We start from the raw sequence: 18237 nt of genomic DNA, 5'->3' as shown, positions 1-18237 counted from the left end.
GCGGCGACGAGCCGCTCCGGGCCGTCCGGCCGTGTCACACGCCCGCGCTCAGGCTGAGCGCGGGCGTGTACCGCTTCACCCGGCCGCCCACGAGCGCCGGGTAGTGGCGCACCCGCGTCCAGGCCTCGCCCAGCCGGGCGTCGTCCGCCAGCCACTCCACATGGGCCCGCTCGCTCTCCCACTCGGCGTAGTTCAGGACCCGGCCGCCGTCGGTGGACAGATGGAACTGGACGCTGGTTCCGCCGGACCCCGGCCGCATCGTCGTGTCCTCGTCCATGGCGGTGAACACGGTGTCCACCCAGTCCTCCCGGCTCCCCGCCTCGGGCCCTCCGAAGTCGGCCTCGACGACCACGACGATCCCGGGCAGCTGCCCCGTGCCCGACCCGTCGCGGACGGCGGAGCGGTGGATCGGCGCGTAACGGCGGAGCTCCACCCGCTCGATGCCGGGCACGGCGGCGTCGATCTCGGCGTTCCGGTCGTCGCGGTAGGTGCGGAGGAAGTCCTCGTAGGCCTGCTCGGCGGTCCACTGCGAGTAGTGCAGCAGCGTGTCCCCGTCGGTCCCGGCGTAGACGCTGTACGAGAGCAGCCCGAGGTCGGGCCATTCCCTGCTCTCCCAGGTCCTGCGGATGGCGTCGACGGCCGCGCGCTGGCGCTCGGGGGTGCCGACCCGCCAGGTGCTGACGAGGACGGCGCCGACTCCGGGGCGGTGGAGGTCGGGGCGGGCATCGGGGTGGGCGACGGCGTTCATGGGGGTCTCCTGTTCCTCGGGGGTTCCTCGGATGACTCCACCGTCGTCCCTCAACCTTGGTTGAGGTCAACCCCCGTTCCCGTGCGAGACTTCGCGCCATGATTCTTCGCGACCTGACCCTGCGCCCCGCGACCCGTGCCGAACTTCCCGCCGTCCTCGCGCTCCTGGCCGACGAGGACACGGTCGTGGACCCCGCCTCGGTCGTCGTCACCGAGGCGTACGAGCGGGCCTTCGCCGACATCGAGGCCGATGCGCGCAACGAGATGCTGGTCCTCGTGGACGGCGAACTCGTCGTGGGCTGCCTCCAGATCACGTACATCCCCGGGCTCGGCAAGGGCGGCGCCGAGCGGGCCCTGATCGAGGCGGTACGGATCAGGGCCGACCGGCGGGGCGGCGGTCTCGGGCGGGGGCTGATGGAGGGGGCCGTGGCGCGGGCCCGCGCACGCGGCTGCGCGCTCGTCCAGCTGACCAGCGACAAGCGGCGGACGGAGGCCCACCGCTTCTACGCCTCGCTGGGTTTCGCGCGCAGCCACGACGGGTTCAAGCTGCGCTTCTGACGTCGACCGCGCGGAGCCCGACTAGCCGAGCAGGTGCCCGCCGCCGTCCACGAGGAGCACCTCGCCCGTGATGTACGAGGCGTGGGCCAGGTCGAAGACGGCCTGCGCGATGTCCTCGGGGCGGCCGACGCGGCGCAGCGGGACGACGCCCGCGACGTGCTCCTTGGCCTCGTCCGCGCCGTCGACCCCGTCGAACCAAGGGGTGTCGATGAGGCCGGGCGCGACCGCGTTGACCCGGACGTCGGGGCCGAGGGCCTTGGCGAGGAGCTTCGTCATGTGGTTGACGGCGGCCTTGGAGACCGCGTACGGGATGGAGCTGCCGCCCGGCCGGACGCCGGCCTGGGAGGAGATCGTCACGACGCTGCCGCGGGTCTTCCGCAGGTGCGGGACGGCGGCGGTGACGGTCTGCCAGACGCCGATGACGTTGACGTCGTAGAGGTGCCGCCACACGTCGGGCGAGGCGGCTTCGAGGTCGTCGTGCGGGATGAAGCGGGTGGTGCCCGCGCAGTTGACGAGGAGGTCGAGGCGGCCGAGGCGCTCCACGGTCCGCTCGACGAGCTCCTTGGCCTGGGTCTCGTCGGAGACGTCCGCCCGGAGGTAGACGGCGCCGGGCAGTTCGGCGGCGAGGCGTTCCCCGGCCTCGACGGACCGGGCGGAGTTGACGACGACCCGGATGCCGGCCTCGGCGAGGCGGCGGGCGACGGCGGCCCCGATCCCCGAGGACGAGCCGGTGACGAGCGCGACGCGCTCTTCGGTCGTGCGGTGTGAGCTCATGCTGTGGTGTTCTCCATGTCCCCCTGTCGCGCCCGCCGATCATGTCAGACCGGCACCACCCTTCAGTAGCGCTTATCGCTCGAACCAAGCAGATCTAAGTGGACCTTCACCGTCCGTTGCGCACAGACTTCCCTGATGAGCACTGAACGTCCTTTCGGCCGCGCGCTCTGCGCGATGGTCACGCCCTTCTCCCCCGCCGGCACGCTCGACCTCGACCGGGCGGGCGAGCTGGCCGCCCGTCTCGTCGCGGAGGGCTGCGACGGCCTGGTCCTCAACGGCACCACCGGCGAGTCGCCGACCACCACCGACGCCGAGAAGGCCGCGCTCGTCTCCGCCGTCCGGGCGGCGATCGGCCCGGTCCCGTCGGTCCTCACGGGCATCGGCACCGCCGACACCCGGCACACCGCGGAGCTGGCCCGCCAGGCCGAGAAGGCGGGCGCCGACGGACTGCTCGTCGTCACCCCGTACTACAGCCGCCCTCCGCAGGCGGCCGTCGAGGCGCACTTCCTGAAGGTCGCGGACGCGACGGAGCTGCCGGTGATGGTCTACGACATCCCCGGCCGCACCGGCACGCGCGTCGAACCGGCGACGATGCGGCGGCTCGCCGAGCACCCGCGGATCGTCGCGGTGAAGGACTGCTCGTACGACTTCCTGGCCGCGGCCCGGCTGATCGCGGAGACCGGGCTGGCGTACTACTCGGGCTGCGAGGAGCTGAACCTCCCGCTGTACGCGGTCGGCGGCGCCGGCTACGTCAGTACGGTGGCGAACGTGGCCCCCCGTCAGCTGCGCGCGGTCCTCGACGCCTTCGACGCCGGGGACACCGCCGAGGCCGCCCGCCTCAACGCCCTGACGCTGCCGCTCGCCGAGCTGATGATGGCCTCGGGGCTGCCCGGCACGGTGACCGCCAAGGCGCTGCTCGGCGGACCGGTGCGGGAACCGCTGCAGCCCGCCGACCGGGAGACGGTCGACGGGCTGCGGGGTGCGCTCGAAGCGCTGCTGCGAGGAGCTCAGGCGGAGTCGGTCGTGTAGGTCCGGCCGAGGATCGCGGCGTGCTCCAGGACGTCCTCCAGCGGGTCGTCGATCTGCCCGGTGTGGAGCGAGAGACTGGGGCCGTTCGTGACGGTCGGGCCGTTGTGCGTGTGCGTCTCGTCCGCCTGGGCCGTGCCGGCCGGCAGCAGCACCGCCACCGCCGTGAGCACTCCGGCGACCGTGGGCTTCGTCCTCATGTCGACTCCTCGCCTTGTCTGCGTCCAGTGACTCCGCGCCCTGCCGGGCGCGCGCCCTGTTAACGCAGAGTCACCACATCAGTTGTGGCTGTGGAGGATCTCGTTCAGTCCGCCCCAGACCGCGTTGTTCGGGCGGGCCTCGACGGCGCCGGTGACCGAGTTGCGGCGGAAGAGGATGTTCGAGCCGCCGGAGAGCTCACGGGCCTTGACGACCTGGCCGTCGGGCATGGTGACCCGGGTGCCGGCCGTGACGTACAGGCCGGCCTCGACGACGCACTCGTCACCGAGGGCGATGCCGACGCCCGCCTCGGCACCGATCAGGCAGCGCTCGCCGATCGAGATGACGACGTTGCCGCCGCCGGAGAGGGTGCCCATGGTGGAGGCGCCGCCGCCGATGTCGGAGCCGTTGCCGACGACGACGCCGGCGGAGATCCGGCCCTCGACCATCGAGGTGCCGAGGGTGCCGGCGTTGAAGTTGACGAAGCCCTCGTGCATGACGGTGGTACCGGCGGCGAGGTGGGCGCCGAGGCGCACACGGTCGGCGTCGGCGATGCGGACCCCGGCGGGCACGACGTAGTCGGTCATGCGCGGGAACTTGTCGATGCTGGTCACGGCGAGGTGCAGGCCCTCGGCGCGGGCATTGAGCCGCACCTTCTCGATGTCGTCCACGGCGACCGGGCCGAGCGAGGTCCAGGCGACGTTGGTGAGGAGGCCGAAGACGCCGTCCAGGCTCTGGCCGTGCGGCTTGACGAGCCGGTGGCTGAGCAGGTGCAGGCGCAGGTAGGCGTCGTGCGCGTCGAGCGGCTTGTCGTCGAGCGAGGAGATGACGGTACGGACGGCGACCACCTCGACGCCGCGGCGGGCGTCCACGCCGAGGGCCTTGGCGGCCCCGTCGCCGAGGGCGTTCACGGCCTCTTCGGGGGTGAGCCGCTCGGTGCCGGCGGGGCCGGGCGCGTCGGTCAGCTCGGGGGCGGGGAACCAGGTGTCGAGAACGGAGCCGTCACCGGCGATGGTGGCGAGGCCGGCGGCGACGGCGCCGGTGGTGCGAGGAGCAGTGGTCATGACGGAAAACCTAACGGTCGGGCCCCCGCGCGGGCCAACCGGTCTCAGGTGTCGGTCGAGCGCGTCGGCGGTTCCGACGAGTCCCGGACCGGTGCCTTGGGTGCTTCGTTCAGGACCCGCGCCAGCATCTCGCGCGCGTGTTCCTCGTCGTACGTGCCGTCGGTGAGCAGCACCTGGAGGCAGATGCCGTCCATGAGGGCGACCACGGCGCGCGCGGTGGCGGGATCGGTCCGGGCGGCGAGCGTGGCGACGACGGCCTCGGTCCATTCGGCGGCGACCGGGCGCAGGGCGGGGCGGCGCAGGGCCGCGAGGTAGAGCTCGTACTCCAGCTCCACGCCGGTGCGTTCGCCGCCCATCCACTCCCCGAGGAGCCGGGCGAGGGGGGCGGCGAGGGGGGCGTCGGGCTCGGCCAGGGCGGGGCTTTCGCGGAGCTGCCGCCCGAAGCCCTCGTTGGCCTGGCGGAGCGCGGCGACGAGGAGTTCGTCGAGGGAGGCGAAGTGGTACGTGGTGGAGCCGAGCGGCACGTCCGCCTCGGCCGCCACCGTGCGGTGGCTCAGCCCGGCGATGCCGGACCGCCCGACGACCCGGAGGGCCGCGCCGACGATCCGCTCGCGCCGCTCGGGGTCGTGGCGGCGGGCGCGGGCCATCAGTGCGCGCCGCCGAGCTGGAGGACGGCGACCCCGGCGACGATGAGGACGATCCCGGCGATCTTGGCGAGGCTGAGGGTCTCGCCGAGGAAGAGGATGCCGATCGTGGCGACGGCGGCGGTGCCGACCCCGGACCAGATGGCGTACGCGGTGCCGACCTGGAGGGTCTTGAGGGCCTGCGCGAGGAGCGCGAAGGCGATCAGGTAGCCCGCGCCGGTGATCAGCGAGGGCCAGAGCTTGGAGAAGCCGTCGCTGTACTTCATCGAGGTGGTGGCGAGGATTTCCGCCACGATGGCGCCCGCCAGCAGTCCGTAACCCATGTGTACGAGAGTACACATCATGCGTACGGGCGTACACATCGGCGACCGCTACGGTATCCGGCATGACGTTTCCCCCAGCGCCGCCTTACGGCTACGGCTACCCGCCTCCGCCCCCGAGACCCGGGGTCATACCCCTGGCACCGCTCACCCTCGGCGCGATCCTCTCCGGCACCTTCTCCGCCTTCGGGCGCCACTGGAAGCAGCTGCTCGGTTTCACCGCCGCCGTCTACGGCACGACGCTCCTGTTCGTCGTCGCGGCGATCGGCATCGCGTTCGCCGCCGTGGGCGACCTCTTCGACGCCGTGTTCGACCTGCCCACGGGTCAGGAACCGGCGTGGGACGACGTCCGGCCGATGATCGTCGCCTTCGTCTGCGTCTGGATCGCCGCCCTGCTCGCGCTCCTCTGCGCCAACGCCCTGATGGCGGCGGCCTGCCCGGCCGTGATCCAGGAAGCCGTCCTCGGCCGCCCGGTCACCTTCCGCGCGCTCTGGCGCCGCGCCTGGTCCCGGATGCCGGCCGTCCTCGGCACCGTGTTCCTGACGAGCCTCGCCCTGGTGATCCCCTTCGCGCTCCTCGTCGTGGGCTTCGTCGGCATGCTCCTGGCCCTGTTCGCGGCCTCGAACACCTCGAGCGGCCTCGCGGACGGCAACTGGATCCTCGTGCCCGCCCTGGCCTTCCTCCTGGCGCTGCTCGTCACCCCGCTCGCGCTCTGGATCTGGGTGAAGTTCAGCCTGGCCCCGGCGGCCGCGGTGATGGAGGGCCAGGGCGCGATCGCCTCGATGCGCCGCTCCTCGGCCCTCGTCCGCGGTACCTGGTGGCGCGCGTTCGGCATCCTGCTGCTCGTGGCGGTGGCGACCAGCTTCGTCGGCTGGATCATCCAGCAGGTCCTCTCGCTGGTGGCGTCGGCGCCGATGGCGGCCATCGACTTCTCCGGCGACGACCCGAGCGCGATGATCGCCGCCTCCGCCGTGGTCATCGCGTTCCTGCTCGCCGGACAGATCGTCAGCCAGCTGGTCGTCTCCGTCTTTCCCCCGATGGTGACGGCCCTGCTCTACGTCGACCTGCGCATCCGCAAGGAGAACCTGGCCCCGGACCTGGCCCGCTCCGCCGGCCTGTACTAACGGCTTCCCGGATCCCCGCGGCCGGGTGTCCGGACATGCGAAACGGCCGTGCCCCGAAGGGCACGGCCGTTCTCGCACATCCGTGTCTCAGACGTTGAAGCCGAGCGCGCGCAGCTGCTCGCGGCCGTCGTCCGTGATCTTGTCCGGACCCCACGGCGGCATCCAGACCCAGTTGATCTTCAGCTCGTTGACGATGCCGTCCGTCGCGGACTTCGCCTGGTCCTCGATCACATCGGTCAGCGGGCAGGCCGCCGACGTCAGGGTCATGTCCAGCGTCGCGACGTTCGAGTCGTCGATGTGGATGCCGTAGATCAGCCCGAGGTTGACCACGTCGATACCCAGCTCGGGGTCGACGACGTCGTACAGCGCCTCGCGGACTTCTTCCTCGGAGGCCGGCTTCATCGTGGCCCCAGCGTTCTCGGTCATGCCGACTTCCTCTCCGCGTCACCCAGCGCCTGGGCGGTCGCGTCCTTCCACGCCATCCAGCTGAGCAGCGCGCACTTCACACGGGCCGGGTACTTGGAGACGCCCGCGAACGCGACCGCGTCCTCCAGGATCTCCTCCATCGCGTCGTCGGGCTCGATCTGGCCCTTCGACTGCATCAGCTCCAGGAAGGTGCCCTGGATCTTCTGCGCCTCTGCCAGCTCCTTGCCGACGAGCAGCTCGTTCAGCACCGAGGCCGAAGCCTGGCTGATCGAGCAGCCCTGACCTTCGTACGAGACGTCCGCGATGCGCGAGCCCTCGTACTTCACGCGGAGCGTGATCTCGTCGCCGCACGTCGGATTGACGTGGTGCACCTCGGCATCGCCGTCCCGAAGACCGCGCCCGTGCGGGTGCTTGTAGTGGTCCAGGATGACGTCCTGGTACATCGAATCCAGCTTCACGACCCAACCCCTACCCGAAGAAGTTCCGTACGTGCTCCAGACCCGCGACGAGGGCGTCGACCTCGGCCGGGGTGGAGTACAGATAGAACGACGCCCGCGTGGTCGCAGGAATTCCGTACCGCAGGCAGACCGGCCGCGCGCAGTGGTGGCCGACCCGGACCGCGATGCCCTCCTCGTCGAGCACCTGACCCACGTCGTGCGGGTGGATGTCGCCGAGCGTGAAGGAGATCGCCGCGCCGCGGTCCTCGGCCGTGGTGGGGCCGATGATCCGCAGGTCCGGGACCTCCTGGAGGCGCCGGACGGCGTACTCGGTGATCGCGTGCTCGTGGCGCGCGATGTTCTCCATGCCGATCGCCGACAGGTAGTCCACGGCCGCGCCGAGGCCGACGGCCTGGGCGATCGGGGGCGTACCCGCCTCGAACTTGTGCGGGGCCGGAGCGTAGGTCGAGGAGTGCATCGACACGGTCTCGATCATCTCGCCGCCGCCGAGGAAGGGCGGGAGGTCCTCCAGGAGCTCCTGCCGTCCCCACAGGACGCCGATGCCCGTCGGACCGCACATCTTGTGGCCGGTGAAGGCCACGAAGTCGGCCTGGAGCGCCTGCACGTCCAGGACCATGTGCGGAGCCGCCTGCGAGGCGTCGATGCAGACGAGCGCACCGACCTCCTGGGCGCGACGGATGATCGTCTCGACCGGGTTGATCGTGCCCAGCAGGTTCGAGACCAGCGTGAACGAGACGATCTTGGTCTTCTCGGTGATGACCTCTTCGATGTTCGAGAGGTCGAGACGGCCGTCGTCGGTGAGGCCGAACCACTTCAGCTTCGCGCCCGTGCGCTGCGAGAGCAGCTGCCACGGCACGATGTTGGAGTGGTGCTCCATCTCCGTGATGGCGATCTCGGTCTCGTGGTCCACGCGGTAGGGCTCGTCGGCCCAGCCCAGCATGTTGGCCACGAGGTTGAGCGACTCCGAGGCGTTCTTGGTGAAGATCACCTCGTCGCGGCTCGGCGCGTTGATGAACGCCGCGACCTTGTCGCGGGCGCCCTCGTACAGCGCCGTCGCCTCCTCGGCGACCAGGTACACGCCACGGTGCACGTTGGCGTTGTGCTGCTCGTAGTACTCGTTCAGCGCGTCGAGGACCTGGCGCGGCTTCTGCGAGGTCGCCGCGGAGTCCAGGTACACGATCTTCTTGCCGTCGTGGACCACGCGATCCAGGAGCGGGAAGTCCTTGCGGATCGCCTCGGTGTCGAGGAGGCCGGAGAGCCCCTGATGGGCAGATGTCACGCGGATGCGCCACCCTTCGTGCTGTAGGCCTCGTAGCCCTCGTTCTCCAGCTTGTCGGCAAGCTCGGCGCCACCGGACTCGACGATGCGGCCCTCGGAGAAGACGTGAACGAAGTCGGGCTTGATGTAGCGCAGGATGCGCGTGTAGTGCGTGATCAGCAGGGTGCCGACCTCGCCGGTCTCGCGGACGCGGTTGACGCCCTCGGAGACCTGGCGCAGCGCGTCGACGTCGAGGCCCGAGTCGGTCTCGTCGAGGATCGCGATCTTCGGCTTGAGGAGCTCCAGCTGGAGGATCTCGTGGCGCTTCTTCTCACCGCCGGAGAAGCCCTCGTTGACGTTGCGCTCGGCGAAGGCCGGGTCCATCTGGAGCTGCTCCATCGCGGACTTGACCTCCTTCACCCAGGTGCGCAGCTTGGGGGCCTCGCCGCGGATGGCGGTGGCGGAGGTGCGCAGGAAGTTGGAGACCGAGACACCGGGGACCTCGACCGGGTACTGCATGGCCAGGAAGACGCCGGCGCGGGCGCGCTCGTCGACCGACATCTCCAGGACGTCCTCGCCGTCGAGGGTGACGGTGCCGCCGGTGACCGTGTACTTCGGGTGGCCGGCGAGCGAGTACGCCAGGGTCGACTTGCCGGAGCCGTTGGGGCCCATGACGGCGTGGGTCTCGCCCTGCTTGATGGTCAGGTCGACACCCTTGAGGATCTCGCGGGGGCCGTTCTCGGCCTCGACGGAGACGTGCAGGTTGCGGATTTCAAGCGTTGCCATGGGTGACTCAGGACTCCTGGGTGACGGAGACGAGCACATCGTCCCCTTCGATCTTGACGGGGTAAACGGGCACGGGGCGCGTCGCGGGAAGGCCGGAGGGCTTGCCCGTGCGGAGGTCGAAGCTCGACCCGTGCAGCCAGCACTCGATGGCGCAGTCCTCGACCTCGCCCTCCGAGAGGGAGACGTTCGCGTGCGAGCAGATGTCGTTGATCGCGAACACCTCGCCCTCGGTGTGCACGACCGACACCGGCGTGCCGTCGACCTCGACCCGCTTCGGGGTGTCGGCCTCCAGCTCGCTCAGTGCGCAGACTCGGACGAAGGCCATCAGACGGAGGCCTCCAGCTCGGCCTCGATCTTGGCGAGGAGGCGCTCCTGGACGTCCGGCAGACCGATCTGCTGGACCAGCTCCGCGAAGAAGCCGCGGACGACGAGGCGGCGGGCCTCGGCCTGCGAGATGCCGCGGGACATCAGGTAGAAGAGCTGCTCGTCGTCGAAGCGGCCGGTGGCCGAGGCGTGACCGGCACCGGCGATCTCGCCGGTCTCGATCTCCAGGTTCGGCACGGAGTCGACCCGGGCGCCGTCCGTGAGGACCAGGTTCCGGTTGAGCTCGTACGTGTCGGTGCCCTCGGCGGCGGCCTGGATGAGCACGTCGCCGATCCAGACGGCGTGCGCGTCCTGGCCCTGCAGCGCGCCCTTGTAGGCCACGTTGGACTTGCAGTGCGGGGTGTTGTGGTCGACCAGGAGGCGGTGCTCCTGGTGCTGGCCGGCGTCGGTGAAGTACAGGCCGAAGAGCTCGGCCTCGCCGCCGGGGGCCGCGTACGACACGCGGGGGTGGATGCGGACGACATCGCCGCCGAAGGTGACGATCACCGACTTGAAGGAGGCGTCGCGGCCGACCAGCGCGTTGTGCTGGGCGACGTGGACGGCCTTCTCGTCCCAGTCCTGGACGGAGACGACGGTCAGCTTGGCGCCGTCACCGAGGACGTAGTCGACGTTGGCGGCGAGCACCGCGTCACCGGTGTGGTCGATGACCACGACGGCCTCGGCGAAGGCGCCGAGCTCGATCACCTGGTGGCCGAAGGCGACCCCGCCCTCGCCGCGCACGGCGATGCGGATCGGCTCGGTGAGGACGGCCTCCTTGGCGACGGTGACGACCGAGGCCTTCTCGAAGGAGGAGTACGCCTGGGCGGCGACGCGGTCGACGGGCTTGCCCGCCTTGCCGAGCCGCTCGTCCTCGCGGCCGACGGTCTCCACGGTGACGCCCTCGGGGGCCTCGATCTCGACCTTGACGCCCTCGCCGGACGCGACGGCGGTGCCGTCGTGAAGGCCGCGCAGTCGCGCCAGCGGCGTGAACCGCCACTCCTCCTCACGGCCGTGCGGGACGGGGAAGTCCGCGACGTCGAAGGACGGGGGCGCGCTCATGCGCGTGGCGACGGTGGACTCGGCGGCCACCGCGATCGAGCCGGCGGTGGTGGAGCCCGCCGGGATGTTCTGAGCCTCAGCCATGGCTGTCGTCTTGCTCTCTTCCTGCGTACGTACGAAGTCGGTCGCTGCGGGGCGAAGGGCTGCGGGGCGGCTTTAGCCGACCGAGCCTTCCATCTGCAGCTCGATCAGCCGGTTGAGCTCCAGGGCGTACTCCATCGGGAGCTCCTTGGCGATGGGCTCGACGAAGCCGCGGACGATCATCGCCATGGCCTCGAACTCGGTGAGGCCGCGGCTCATCAGGTAGAAGAGCTGGTCCTCGGAGACCTTGGAGACGGTGGCCTCGTGGCCCATGGAGACGTCGTCCTCGCGCACGTCCACGTAGGGGTACGTGTCCGAGCGGGAGATCGTGTCGACGAGCAGCGCGTCGCAGAGCACGTTGGACTTGGAGCCCGGGGCGCCCTCGCCGATCTCGATGAGACCGCGGTAGGAGGTGCGGCCGCCGCCTCGCGCCACCGACTTGGAGACGATGTTCGAGGAGGTGTTCGGGGCCATGTGCACCATCTTGGCGCCGGCGTCCTGGTGCTGGCCCTCGCCCGCGAAGGCGATGGACAGCGTCTCGCCCTTGGCGTGCTCGCCCATGAGGTAGACGGCCGGGTACTTCATGGTGACCTTGGAGCCGATGTTGCCGTCGACCCACTCCATGGTGGCGCCCTCGTAGGCGACGGCGCGCTTGGTCACCAGGTTGTAGACGTTGTTCGACCAGTTCTGGATGGTCGTGTAGCGGCAGCGGCCGCCCTTCTTCACGATGATCTCGACGACGGCGCTGTGCAGCGAGTCCGAGGAGTAGATCGGGGCGGTGCAGCCCTCGACGTAGTGGACGTAGGCGTCCTCGTCGACGATGATCAGCGTCCGCTCGAACTGGCCCATGTTCTCCGTGTTGATACGGAAGTAGGCCTGGAGCGGGATCTCGACCTGGACGCCCTTCGGCACGTAGATGAACGAGCCGCCGGACCACACGGCCGTGTTCAGCGAGGCGAACTTGTTGTCGCCGACCGGGATGACGGTGCCGAAGTACTCCTTGAAGAGTTCCTCGTGCTCCTTCAGCGCGGTGTCGGTGTCGACGAAGATGACGCCCTGCTCCTCCAGGTCCTCGCGGATCTGGTGGTAGACGACCTCGGACTCGTACTGGGCGGCGACACCGGCGACGAGGCGCTGCTTCTCCGCCTCCGGGATGCCGAGCTTGTCGTACGTGTTCTTGATGTCCTCCGGCAGGTCCTCCCAGGACTCGGCCTGCTTCTCGGTGGACCGCACGAAGTACTTGATGTTGTCGAAGTCGATGCCGGAGAGGTCGGAGCCCCAGGTGGGCATGGGCTTCTTGCCGAAGAGCCGCAGACCCTTGAGACGCAGCTTCAGCATCCACTCGGGCTCGTTCTTCTTCGAGGAGATGTCGCGGACGACGTCCTCGTTCAGACCGCGCTTGGCCGTGGCACCGGCCGTGTCGGAGTCGGCCCAGCCGTACTCGTACCGACCCAGGCCCTCAAGCTCGGGGTGGCTGATCTCGGTGGTCATGCGGGGTTCCTCCCGGCCGTGCTGACGGATGCTGATGAACTGGTCTGTGGGGCGCTGTGCGGGATGAACGTCGTGCAGACGCCGTCACCATGCGCGATGGTGGCCAGACGCTGGACGTGCGTTCCCAGGAGGCGGGAGAAGAACTCCGTCTCCGCCTCGCACAGCTGCGGATACTGCTCGGCGACGTGGGCGACCGGGCAGTGGTGCTGGCAGAGCTGCTCGCCGACCGGCGCGTTCCGCGCAGTGGCAGCGTACCCGTCCGCTGTCAGGGCCTTGGCAAGTGCCTCGGTCCGCCGGGCGGGGTCGGCCGTCTCGACGGCTTCCCTGTACGTGTCGCCCTGGGCCTCGATCCGGTCGCGGGCGAAGGCGGCGACGGCCGCTTCCCCGCCGGCGTTGCGCTCGATCCAGCGGAGCGCCTCGACGGCCAGGGAGTCGTACGACTGGTCGAACTCGTCCCGGCCGCAGTCGGTGAGCGCGAAGATCTTCGCGGGGCGGCCTCGGGCGCGGGCGCCGTAGACGCGCTTCTCGCGGGCCTCGACGACGTTGTCCGCGACCAGCGAGTCGAGGTGGCGGCGGACGGCGGCCTGGGTGAGGCGCAGTCGCTCGGCCAGATCGGCGACGGTCGAGGGACCGTGGTCCAGGATCGACCGCGCGACCCGGTTGCGCGTCGAGCGCTCACGGGTCGCGAGTTCCTCCACGGGAGCCGCGCCAACGTTTTTCACAACGCCATTGTTGCGTAATTAATCGAGGACTGACAAGCCGCGTCCACGGCGGCGGCGGTGCGGTGCGTCACTCAGGTAAGGCTTACCTGACCTGCGGAAATGATCATTCGTAGGACGAATCACGGGCCCGCACCACGTCGGCGTCCGGCCGTCCGGTGAACCAATACGTGCAGGCCACAAGCGCTCCGCCGCCCACGATGTTGCCCGGCACGGTGAAGAGCAGACTGCGCCCGAGATCACCGAAACCGGCCGTCCCGTCGAGGATCGCCAGCGAGAAAAGAGCCATGTTCGCCACGCAGTGCTCGAAGCCCACCGCGACGAAGACCAGCACCGGCAGCCACAGCACGAAGACCTTCGCCGCGTCGCCCCGGGCCCGCGAGAACATCCACACGCCGAGACAGACCAGCATGTTGCAGAGCACCGCCCGCCAGAACAGCTGACCGCCGTCCAGCGCCTGCTTCCCGGCCACCAGCTCCGCCAGCATCGCCTTCGCCGAGGGCGCCGAGAGCACCCCCGAGGCGTGCACCATCGCCCCGAAGGCGAAGGCCCCCGCCAGGTTCCCGCCGAGCGAGAGCACCCAGCTCCCCACCAGGTCCTTCACCCCCGTACGCCCGGACAGGGCACCCACCAGCATCACCATCACGTTGCTGGTGAACAGCTGCGCCCCGGCGAACATCACGATCGTCAGCGCGACCGGGAACACCGCCCCCTCAAGCAGCCTCGCCGCCGCCGAGTGCTCGGCCACGAACGGCGAGACCGCCACGAGCAGCAGCACCTCGCCGATCCCGATGTACGCCCCGGCCAGCATCGCCGAGACCGCGTAGCGGCCGGGCCGGGCCAGGTCGTGCGCCTTGTGCTCGGCCTGTCCGGCCGTCTCCCGCAGGTTCTCCGCCACGCTGATCACACCGCCGACGCTATGCCCGCCCACCCGGGTGAACCGCACGTAAAAGTCCCGATTCAAGGGACCCGGGCCCCGCGCCGGAAGGACCTTCGCCCCCTCTCTAGACTTCCGCCCATGGGAAATGAGTCCGTCGACAGCGCCGTCCGCGTACACGGCCTCGTCAAGCGGTACGAAAGCAAGACCGCCGTCGACGGCCTCGACCTCGACGTGCGGGCACACACCGTCACCGCCGTCCTCGGCCCCAACGGGGCCGGCAAGACCACCACCATCGAGACCTGCGAGGGCTACCGCAGACCCGACGGCGGCACCGTCCGCGTCCTCGGCCTCGACCCGATCGCCGACGCGGCCGCCCTGCGCCCCCGGATCGGCGTGATGCTCCAGTCCGGCGGCGTCTACTCCGGCGCCCGCGCCGACGAGATGCTCCGCCACATGGCGAAGCTGCACGCCCACCCCCTCGACGTGGACGCCCTGATCGAGCGCCTCGGCCTCGGCTCCTGCGGCCGCACCAGCTACCGCCGGCTCTCCGGCGGCCAGCAGCAGCGCCTCGCGCTCGCCATGGCCGTCGTCGGCCGCCCCGAGCTCGTCTTCCTCGACGAGCCCACCGCCGGACTCGACCCGCAGGCCCGCCGCGCCACCTGGGACCTCGTCCGCGAGCTGCGCGCCGACGGCGTGACCGTCGTCCTCACCACCCACTTCATGCAGGAGGCCGAGGAGCTCGCCGACGACGTCGCCATCGTCGACGCCGGCCGGGTCGCCGCCCAGGGCAGCCCCGAACAGCTCTGCCGCGGCGGCGCCGAGAACACCCTGCGCTTCACCGGACGCCCCGGGCTCGACCTCGGCTCCCTGCTCAAGGCGCTCCCGGACGGCACGGCCGCCGCGGAACCCCTCCCGGGCACGTACCGGATCACCGGCGGCATCGACCCCCAGTTGCTCGCCACGGTCACCACCTGGTGCGCCCAGCACGGCGTCATGCCCGAGGGCATCTCCGTCGAACGCCACACCCTGGAAGACGTCTTCCTGGAACTCACGGGCAAGGAACTGCGGTCATGAGCACGGGCACCTACTCCCCCAAGCCGGGCGCGGCCCCCGTAGGCCGGATGATCGCGGCGCAGACGGCCCTGGAGACCCGGATGCTGCTGCGCAACGGCGAGCAGCTCCTCCTGACGGTGATCATCCCCTCCCTCCTCCTCGTCCTGTTCTCCACGGTCGACATCGTCGACACGGGAGCCGACAAGGCCGTCGACTTCCTCGCCCCCGGCGTCCTCGCCCTCGCCGTCCTCTCCACCGCCTTCACCGGCCAGGCCATCGCGACCGGTTTCGAGCGGCGCTACGGGGTGCTCAAGCGACTCGGCGCCTCACCGCTCCCCCGCTGGGCGCTCATGACCGCCAAGACGCTCGCCGTCCTCGTCACCGAGGTGCTCCAGGTCGCGCTCCTCACGGCGATCGCCCTGGCCCTCGGCTGGTCCCCGAACGGCAACCCCGCCTCCGTCGCCCTCCTCCTGATCCTCGGCACGGCCGCCTTCTCCGGCCTCGGCCTCCTGATGGCGGGCACCCTCAAGGCGGAGGCCACCCTGGCCGCCGCCAACCTGGTCTTCCTGCTGCTCCTGGTGGGCGGCGGCGTCATCGTGCCCCTGGACAAGTTCCCCGAACCGGCCCGCTCCCTCCTGGAACTCCTCCCGATCTCCGCCCTCTCCGACGGCCTCCGGGACGTCCTCCAGAACGGTGCGTCGATGCCCTGGGGCAACGCGCTGATCCTGACGATCTGGGCGGTCCTCGGCCTCGGCGCGGCGGCGAAGTTCTTCCGCTGGGATTGACCTCCTCGCCGCCTTGAGAGGCGGCGATCCCCGCTTACCGTGCCGTCGAGGGCCAAGGTGTCGGGCGGGTTCCTGCTTCTTCGCGCTGTGCGGGGACGAGTCCCCGGCTTACCTGTGCTCGACAGGCTGACACCGCCAGTCCGGCGGCCTTGGCGATGTTGACGGCCGCGTTGATGTCACGGTCGAGGACGGTCCCGCAGCCCTGGCACTCCCACAGGCGGATGTGCAGGGGTTTGGGGCCGTCCTTGGTCCCGCATACGCAGCAGACTTGGCTGGTGGGCTCGAATCGTCCGATGCGGAGGAAGGTCCGGCCGTACAGGGCGGCCTTGTACTCCAGCATCGCGACGAACGACGTCCAGCCGGCATCGTGGACGGACTTGGCCAGGCGCGTACGGGCGAGCCCTTTCACCGCCAGGTTCTCCACGGCCACCGCTTGGTTCTCGCGGATGACCTTCGTGGAGAGCTGATGGTGGAACTCGCGCCGCGCGTCGGCCACCCGCGCGTGCGCACGGGCGACCTTGACGCGGGCCTTGTCCCGGTTGTTGCTGCCCTTGGCCTTACGGCTCAGATTCCGCTGGGCCTTCTTGAGCTTCTTCTCCGCCCGGCGCAGGAAGCGCGGGGCATCGATCTTCGTGCCGTCGGAGAGCACTGCGAAGTGCCCGAGGCCCAGGTCGATGCCGACGACCGGTTCCACCTCGGGCAGCACGGCCGGATCGGTCTCCACCACGAACGACGCGAAGTACCGGCCGGCCGCGTCCTTGATCACGGTCACCGTCGCCGGCACGGACGGCAGGGCGCGGGACCACTTCACCCTCACGTCCCCGATCTTCGGCAGCGACAGGTCGCCACCCGGAGTGATCTTCCATCGCGCGTTCGCGGTGAACCGGACCGCCTGCCGACCGTCCCGCTTCGACTTGAACCGGGGCGCGCCCATCCGCGGACGTTTGCCCTTCAGACCGTCGAAGAAGTTCCGGTACGCGGTGTCCAGATCCCGCAACGACTGCTGAAGCACCACAGCCGAAACCTCGGCCAGCCAGGCACGCTCGGCGGTCCTCTTCGCCTCGGTGATCAAGGCCTTGGACAGATCCCCGGTCTTCGGGAACGGCAGCCCCTCAGCGAGGGCGATCTCGCGAGCGCGGAGCGCGTCGTTGTAGACCACCCGCGCACACCCGAACGCCCTCGCCAACGCCGCACGCTGCGAACCGTTCGGGTACACGCGAAACGAGTACCGAAGCTGCACGACGCTCAACGTACGACCATCGCCCCACGATCCGACACAAGAACATTCATTCGAGGCGTCACCGCGGGTTCGGTCAGCGCAAACCCAGCGCATCAACGGCTGAACGCTGTAGTCGATAAGACTCAGAGGGTGACGCATCCCGACAAGCCACCCCCCTCGTGAAAGCGTGCACAAGCCCCGCCCTACGATGGGGCCCGTGCTGACCCCCCTCGCCTTCATCGCCCAGCGCTGGACCCCGTCCCCCCGGACTCTCCGGCGCGCCGCGCTCTCCGCCGTCGTGATGAGCGTGTTCATCATCGTCACGGGTGGCGCGGTCCGGCTGACCGGTTCCGGTCTCGGCTGCGACACGTGGCCGAAGTGCACGGACGACAGCCTCATCGTGACGCCGGAGCAGGGCTACCGCGGCATGATCGAGTTCGGCAACCGGATGCTGACGTACGTCCTGTCGGCGGCCGTCGGGTGGGCGATCATCGCCGCCCGGTCGACCAAGCCGTGGCGCCGGAACCTCACCCGCTGGGCGTGGGCGCAGTTCTGGATCGTGATGAGCAACGCCGTCATCGGCGGCATCACGGTGTGGATGGGCCTCAACCCGTGGACGGTCGCCGGCCACTTCCTGGCCGCGAACGCCCTGCTCACGGTCGCGGTCATCACCTGGCACCGGACCGGCGAGGGCGACACCGCCCCCCGGCCGCGCGCGCCGCGCCCGGTCCGCAAGCTGTCGTGGGCGATCACGATCGCCTCGGGTCTGCTCATCGTGCTCGGTACGACGGTGACCGGCGCCGGCAAGCACGCCGGTGACAGCAGCGAGGTCCCGCGCATGCCGTGGGACTGGACGAACGCCGCCCACCTCCACGCCATCGCCGCCTGGGTCGTCTGCGCGCTCGCGCTCGCCATGTGGCTGGTGCTGCGCGTGGTGGACGCCCCGGACGACACCCGGGCCCGGGCCCGTGACCTCCTGATCGTGCTGCTCGCGCAGGGCGGGATCGGCTACGTCCAGTACTTCACCGGGGTCCCCGAGGTCCTGGTCGCCGTCCACATGCTCGGCTCCTCGCTGATGTGGATCGCGGTGCTGCGGCTGGCCCTGAGCCTGCGCGAGCGCCCGGTGGCGACGGCGGAGATCCCGGCCCAGGCCGACCCGGAGCTCACGGCGACCGTCTGATCCACCGGTCCGGGGTCCACCGACG

The 18237-nt window shown here is 70.3% G+C and carries 22 protein-coding genes; 6 read left to right on the top strand and 16 right to left on the bottom strand.

The annotated features are described in order from the left end of the window. Window positions 1–34: 34 nt before the first annotated feature. On the bottom strand, window positions 35–748 hold the full coding sequence (locus ACZ6K0_RS31220) for an antibiotic biosynthesis monooxygenase (RefSeq protein ID WP_469228137.1): 714 nt from the start codon (window positions 746–748) through the stop codon (window positions 35–37). A 98-nt stretch (window positions 749–846) separates the two neighbouring features. Here ACZ6K0_RS31220 and ACZ6K0_RS31215 point away from each other — a divergent pair, with 98 nt between their 5' ends. Continuing rightward, the gene (locus tag ACZ6K0_RS31215; RefSeq protein ID WP_376394916.1) at window positions 847–1305 is read left to right on the top strand and encodes a GNAT family N-acetyltransferase; all 459 of its coding nucleotides are present in this window, start codon (window positions 847–849) and stop codon (window positions 1303–1305) included. Between the two features lie 21 nt (window positions 1306–1326). On the opposite strand, the gene ACZ6K0_RS31210 is transcribed toward ACZ6K0_RS31215, so the two are convergent. Beyond that, complete coding sequence (locus ACZ6K0_RS31210) at window positions 1327–2079, bottom strand: SDR family NAD(P)-dependent oxidoreductase (protein WP_469228139.1); 753 nt, start codon at window positions 2077–2079, stop codon at window positions 1327–1329. Between the two features lie 135 nt (window positions 2080–2214). Here ACZ6K0_RS31210 and dapA point away from each other — a divergent pair, with 135 nt between their 5' ends. Further along, window positions 2215–3108: a 4-hydroxy-tetrahydrodipicolinate synthase gene (gene dapA, locus ACZ6K0_RS31205; RefSeq protein WP_376394923.1), complete on the top strand. Its 894-nt coding sequence runs from the start codon at window positions 2215–2217 to the stop codon at window positions 3106–3108. Here dapA and ACZ6K0_RS31200 read toward each other — a convergent pair. The 4 genes from ACZ6K0_RS31200 to ACZ6K0_RS31185 form a co-directional block, all read right to left on the bottom strand. Then, entirely contained in the window at window positions 3087–3305 is a 219-nt protein-coding gene (locus ACZ6K0_RS31200; RefSeq protein WP_055644201.1) for a hypothetical protein, read from the bottom strand. The two genes, dapA and ACZ6K0_RS31200, sit on opposite strands and share 22 nt — an antisense overlap. 78 nt (window positions 3306–3383) lie before the next feature. Continuing rightward, entirely contained in the window at window positions 3384–4367 is a 984-nt protein-coding gene (gene dapD / locus ACZ6K0_RS31195) for a 2,3,4,5-tetrahydropyridine-2,6-dicarboxylate N-succinyltransferase (RefSeq protein ID WP_469228141.1), read from the bottom strand. A gap of 44 nt (window positions 4368–4411) precedes the next feature. Then, window positions 4412–5014 carry a TetR/AcrR family transcriptional regulator gene (locus ACZ6K0_RS31190; RefSeq protein WP_469228143.1) on the bottom strand — a complete coding sequence of 201 codons (603 nt, stop codon included), beginning with the start codon at window positions 5012–5014 and terminating at the stop codon, window positions 4412–4414. Continuing rightward, the gene (locus ACZ6K0_RS31185; protein ID WP_329624136.1) at window positions 5014–5334 is read right to left on the bottom strand and encodes a DMT family transporter; all 321 of its coding nucleotides are present in this window, start codon (window positions 5332–5334) and stop codon (window positions 5014–5016) included. Before ACZ6K0_RS31185 ends, ACZ6K0_RS31190 begins: the two co-directional genes overlap by 1 nt. Before the next feature lie 62 nt (window positions 5335–5396). On the opposite strand from ACZ6K0_RS31185, the gene ACZ6K0_RS31180 reads away from it, so the two are divergent. Further along, window positions 5397–6455 (top strand): DUF7847 domain-containing protein, encoded by a 1059-nt coding sequence (locus ACZ6K0_RS31180; protein ID WP_469228146.1) that lies wholly within the window; start codon window positions 5397–5399, stop codon window positions 6453–6455. An 87-nt stretch (window positions 6456–6542) separates the two neighbouring features. Here the strand turns inward: ACZ6K0_RS31180 and ACZ6K0_RS31175 are convergent, their stop codons facing one another. The 9 genes from ACZ6K0_RS31175 to ACZ6K0_RS31135 all read right to left on the bottom strand — a co-directional run bounded on the left by ACZ6K0_RS31175 (window position 6543) and on the right by ACZ6K0_RS31135 (window position 14002). Beyond that, window positions 6543–6881: a metal-sulfur cluster assembly factor gene (locus tag ACZ6K0_RS31175; protein ID WP_024757177.1), complete on the bottom strand. Its 339-nt coding sequence runs from the start codon at window positions 6879–6881 to the stop codon at window positions 6543–6545. Continuing rightward, window positions 6878–7339, bottom strand: coding sequence for a Fe-S cluster assembly sulfur transfer protein SufU (gene sufU / locus ACZ6K0_RS31170; protein ID WP_376394938.1), 462 nt, complete (start codon window positions 7337–7339; stop codon window positions 6878–6880). The genes ACZ6K0_RS31175 and sufU overlap by 4 nt, the downstream gene beginning before the upstream one ends. Window positions 7340–7349: 10 nt before the next feature. Continuing rightward, window positions 7350–8618, bottom strand: coding sequence for a cysteine desulfurase (locus ACZ6K0_RS31165; RefSeq protein ID WP_024757175.1), 1269 nt, complete (start codon window positions 8616–8618; stop codon window positions 7350–7352). Then, window positions 8615–9382: a Fe-S cluster assembly ATPase SufC gene (gene sufC, locus ACZ6K0_RS31160; protein ID WP_024757174.1), complete on the bottom strand. Its 768-nt coding sequence runs from the start codon at window positions 9380–9382 to the stop codon at window positions 8615–8617. Before sufC ends, ACZ6K0_RS31165 begins: the two co-directional genes overlap by 4 nt. A gap of 7 nt (window positions 9383–9389) precedes the next feature. Next, a complete protein-coding gene (locus tag ACZ6K0_RS31155) occupies window positions 9390–9707 on the bottom strand; it encodes a bifunctional 3-phenylpropionate/cinnamic acid dioxygenase ferredoxin subunit (RefSeq protein WP_030322524.1) in 318 nt (105 codons plus the stop codon). Continuing rightward, window positions 9707–10888: a Fe-S cluster assembly protein SufD gene (gene sufD, locus ACZ6K0_RS31150; protein WP_376394943.1), complete on the bottom strand. Its 1182-nt coding sequence runs from the start codon at window positions 10886–10888 to the stop codon at window positions 9707–9709. Before sufD ends, ACZ6K0_RS31155 begins: the two co-directional genes overlap by 1 nt. A gap of 72 nt (window positions 10889–10960) precedes the next feature. After that, on the bottom strand, window positions 10961–12376 hold the full coding sequence (gene sufB, locus ACZ6K0_RS31145; RefSeq protein ID WP_376394946.1) for a Fe-S cluster assembly protein SufB: 1416 nt from the start codon (window positions 12374–12376) through the stop codon (window positions 10961–10963). Further along, window positions 12373–13098: a helix-turn-helix transcriptional regulator gene (locus ACZ6K0_RS31140; protein ID WP_376394950.1), complete on the bottom strand. Its 726-nt coding sequence runs from the start codon at window positions 13096–13098 to the stop codon at window positions 12373–12375. The genes sufB and ACZ6K0_RS31140 overlap by 4 nt, the downstream gene beginning before the upstream one ends. A 103-nt stretch (window positions 13099–13201) precedes the next feature. Further along, window positions 13202–14002 carry a formate/nitrite transporter family protein gene (locus ACZ6K0_RS31135; RefSeq protein WP_469228151.1) on the bottom strand — a complete coding sequence of 267 codons (801 nt, stop codon included), beginning with the start codon at window positions 14000–14002 and terminating at the stop codon, window positions 13202–13204. 111 nt (window positions 14003–14113) lie between these two features. Here ACZ6K0_RS31135 and ACZ6K0_RS31130 point away from each other — a divergent pair, with 111 nt between their 5' ends. Then, the gene (locus ACZ6K0_RS31130) at window positions 14114–15049 is read left to right on the top strand and encodes an ABC transporter ATP-binding protein (RefSeq protein ID WP_469228153.1); all 936 of its coding nucleotides are present in this window, start codon (window positions 14114–14116) and stop codon (window positions 15047–15049) included. After that, window positions 15046–15813, top strand: coding sequence for an ABC transporter permease (locus ACZ6K0_RS31125; protein WP_376394959.1), 768 nt, complete (start codon window positions 15046–15048; stop codon window positions 15811–15813). Before ACZ6K0_RS31130 ends, ACZ6K0_RS31125 begins: the two co-directional genes overlap by 4 nt. Before the next feature lie 34 nt (window positions 15814–15847). Here ACZ6K0_RS31125 and ACZ6K0_RS31120 read toward each other — a convergent pair whose 3' ends face one another. Next, the gene (locus ACZ6K0_RS31120) at window positions 15848–17053 is read right to left on the bottom strand and encodes an RNA-guided endonuclease InsQ/TnpB family protein (RefSeq protein WP_376396108.1); all 1206 of its coding nucleotides are present in this window, start codon (window positions 17051–17053) and stop codon (window positions 15848–15850) included. A gap of 187 nt (window positions 17054–17240) precedes the next feature. Between ACZ6K0_RS31120 and ACZ6K0_RS31115 the strand changes: the two genes are divergently transcribed. Next, window positions 17241–18212, top strand: coding sequence for a COX15/CtaA family protein (locus tag ACZ6K0_RS31115; RefSeq protein ID WP_376394962.1), 972 nt, complete (start codon window positions 17241–17243; stop codon window positions 18210–18212). The last annotated feature ends 25 nt before the right edge of the window (window positions 18213–18237 follow it).

Source organism: Streptomyces sp. NPDC042346, from assembly GCF_055581845.1.
Note: the sequence above shows the minus strand (reverse complement) of the source record. Positions and strands in the feature narration are given on the sequence as shown.

Excerpts from the sequence above, each read along its gene's own strand:
- ACZ6K0_RS31220 (WP_469228137.1), bottom strand. The coding sequence starts at position 748 with ATGAACGCCGTCGCCCACCCCGATGCCCGCCCCGACCTCCACCGCCCC.
- ACZ6K0_RS31215 (WP_376394916.1), top strand. The coding sequence starts at position 847 with ATGATTCTTCGCGACCTGACCCTGCGCCCCGCGACCCGTGCCGAACTT.
- ACZ6K0_RS31210 (WP_469228139.1), bottom strand. The coding sequence starts at position 2,079 with ATGAGCTCACACCGCACGACCGAAGAGCGCGTCGCGCTCGTCACCGGC.
- dapA (WP_376394923.1), top strand. The coding sequence starts at position 2,215 with ATGAGCACTGAACGTCCTTTCGGCCGCGCGCTCTGCGCGATGGTCACG.
- ACZ6K0_RS31200 (WP_055644201.1), bottom strand. The coding sequence starts at position 3,305 with ATGAGGACGAAGCCCACGGTCGCCGGAGTGCTCACGGCGGTGGCGGTG.
- dapD (WP_469228141.1), bottom strand. The coding sequence starts at position 4,367 with ATGACCACTGCTCCTCGCACCACCGGCGCCGTCGCCGCCGGCCTCGCC.
- ACZ6K0_RS31190 (WP_469228143.1), bottom strand. The coding sequence starts at position 5,014 with ATGGCCCGCGCCCGCCGCCACGACCCCGAGCGGCGCGAGCGGATCGTC.
- ACZ6K0_RS31185 (WP_329624136.1), bottom strand. The coding sequence starts at position 5,334 with ATGGGTTACGGACTGCTGGCGGGCGCCATCGTGGCGGAAATCCTCGCC.
- ACZ6K0_RS31180 (WP_469228146.1), top strand. The coding sequence starts at position 5,397 with ATGACGTTTCCCCCAGCGCCGCCTTACGGCTACGGCTACCCGCCTCCG.
- ACZ6K0_RS31175 (WP_024757177.1), bottom strand. The coding sequence starts at position 6,881 with ATGACCGAGAACGCTGGGGCCACGATGAAGCCGGCCTCCGAGGAAGAA.
- sufC (WP_024757174.1), bottom strand. The coding sequence starts at position 9,382 with ATGGCAACGCTTGAAATCCGCAACCTGCACGTCTCCGTCGAGGCCGAG.
- ACZ6K0_RS31155 (WP_030322524.1), bottom strand. The coding sequence starts at position 9,707 with ATGGCCTTCGTCCGAGTCTGCGCACTGAGCGAGCTGGAGGCCGACACC.
- sufD (WP_376394943.1), bottom strand. The coding sequence starts at position 10,888 with ATGGCTGAGGCTCAGAACATCCCGGCGGGCTCCACCACCGCCGGCTCG.
- sufB (WP_376394946.1), bottom strand. The coding sequence starts at position 12,376 with ATGACCACCGAGATCAGCCACCCCGAGCTTGAGGGCCTGGGTCGGTAC.
- ACZ6K0_RS31130 (WP_469228153.1), top strand. The coding sequence starts at position 14,114 with ATGGGAAATGAGTCCGTCGACAGCGCCGTCCGCGTACACGGCCTCGTC.
- ACZ6K0_RS31125 (WP_376394959.1), top strand. The coding sequence starts at position 15,046 with ATGAGCACGGGCACCTACTCCCCCAAGCCGGGCGCGGCCCCCGTAGGC.
- ACZ6K0_RS31115 (WP_376394962.1), top strand. The coding sequence starts at position 17,241 with ATGGGGCCCGTGCTGACCCCCCTCGCCTTCATCGCCCAGCGCTGGACC.